2 protein-coding genes are annotated in these 1504 nt (G+C 64.2%); one reads left to right on the plus strand and one right to left on the minus strand.

All coding sequences use genetic code 11. The annotated features are described in order from the left end of the window. Positions 1-381 (minus strand): Bug family tripartite tricarboxylate transporter substrate binding protein (locus WB528_RS11750; RefSeq protein ID WP_423888582.1); only part of this gene is annotated, 381 nt, incomplete at its 3' end. Between the two features lie 186 nt (positions 382-567). Here WB528_RS11750 and WB528_RS11755 point away from each other — a divergent pair. Next, positions 568-1504 (plus strand): L,D-transpeptidase family protein (locus WB528_RS11755; protein ID WP_423888583.1); only part of this gene is annotated, 937 nt, incomplete at its 3' end.

The following is a 1504-nucleotide window of genomic DNA, read 5'->3' on the forward strand; positions in this document are numbered from 1 at the left end:
CACCCGCGCGACCGGTGCAATCGGCGTAAAATCCGTAACCGGATCGTAAGGCAGCTTGCGGTACAGCGCCTTGTTGATGGCAAGCGTCGTCGATGTCGCGGTCAAGAGCGTGTAGCCGTCGCCTTCCGAGCGCGCCACCTGTTCGGCGCCAAGCACGGTGGACGCTCCGGGCTTGTTTTCGACGACGACCGTGGCGTTCAAGCCGGCCCGCAATTGGTCGGCGACCAGCCGCCCGAGCAGGTCGATGGTCCCGCCGGCCGGATAGGGCACGATCATCTTGATCGTTCGGTTCGGATACGCCGCCTCGGCCCAGGCCGGCCAGACTGCGAGTCCGGCGAGAGCGCCGCAACAGCCCGTTATCGCCGCCCGGCGCGTCAGCATTGGATTTGACCTTCCACGGAGCCCATTATCCTTTGAAAAATCGGGGCTCGCGCGAACCAGATTAGCGGTACCGGCGACATACCGGAAGGTGCCGTCCGCAGAGGCGGCCTAGCCTTGCGCCCGGTTTCGCCAGCCACATCTGTTCATTGACGCCCTTTTCTCGCGCATTCTCTTAAGGACTTTGCCATGCGAACGACCGGTCTGCTCGCCGTTTCCGCGCTGCTGCTGGCAAGCGCGCCCGCGTTCGGCCAGAACAATGGTCCGGCGCGAGGCGCTATTGTCCCGAATCCGGCAAAACCGGCGATCGCAGCCCCCGCCAATCCGGCCCATGCCGCCGCCAGACCGGCAACCGCCGCCTCGACCCCTGAATCCCGTTCGGCCGCGGCGCTAGCGCTGTCGCATGAGCCGACCTTCGACGAAGGCACGGCACAGCGGATCAAGGACGCCGCGCTCAGCTATTCGGATCTCGCGGTCCGTGGCGGCTGGCCGATGATCCCTGCGGATGCCAAGTTCGCGATTGGCGTCGCGGGCCCCAACGACGATCTGTTGCGCCGCCGACTGATCATCAGCGAGGATCTCGCCGCCGACAAGGCAACGGGGGCGTTCGACGAGGCGCTGGCCGAGGCCATCAAGCATTTCCAGGTGCGCCATGGAATGGCCGTCACCGGCACCGTCACGCCGCGCACGCTGGCTGCGCTCAATATCTCTGTTCAAAAGCGGATCAGGCAGCTCGAGGCTTCGCTCGAACGTCTCGAAAACACGAGCTTCCAGTTCGGGCAGCGCTACGTCGTCGTCAATCTTCCGGCGACTTTTGCCGAAGCCGTCGAGAACGATACGGTGGTGCGGCGTTATCGCGTCATCGTCGGCAAAACCGAAAAGCCCTCGCCGACGCTGACCGCGGAAATCACCGGCGTCAATCTCAATCCGACCTGGACCGTCCCGTCCTCGATTGCGAAAACCGAAATCTCCGCGCATATGCGTAAAGACGCGAGCTATCTCTCGCGCATGCATATGGAGGTGCTTGACGGCCACGACCACCCGATCGACCCGGCTGCGGTGGATTGGTCCGGCACGCATGTGCCGAATTTCACGGTACGCCAGCAGAACGGCGCCTGGAATGCGC

It is taken from the genome of Bradyrhizobium sp. (genome assembly GCF_049586575.1).
In the GTDB taxonomy this organism is placed as follows: Bacteria; Pseudomonadota; Alphaproteobacteria; order Rhizobiales; family Xanthobacteraceae; genus Bradyrhizobium.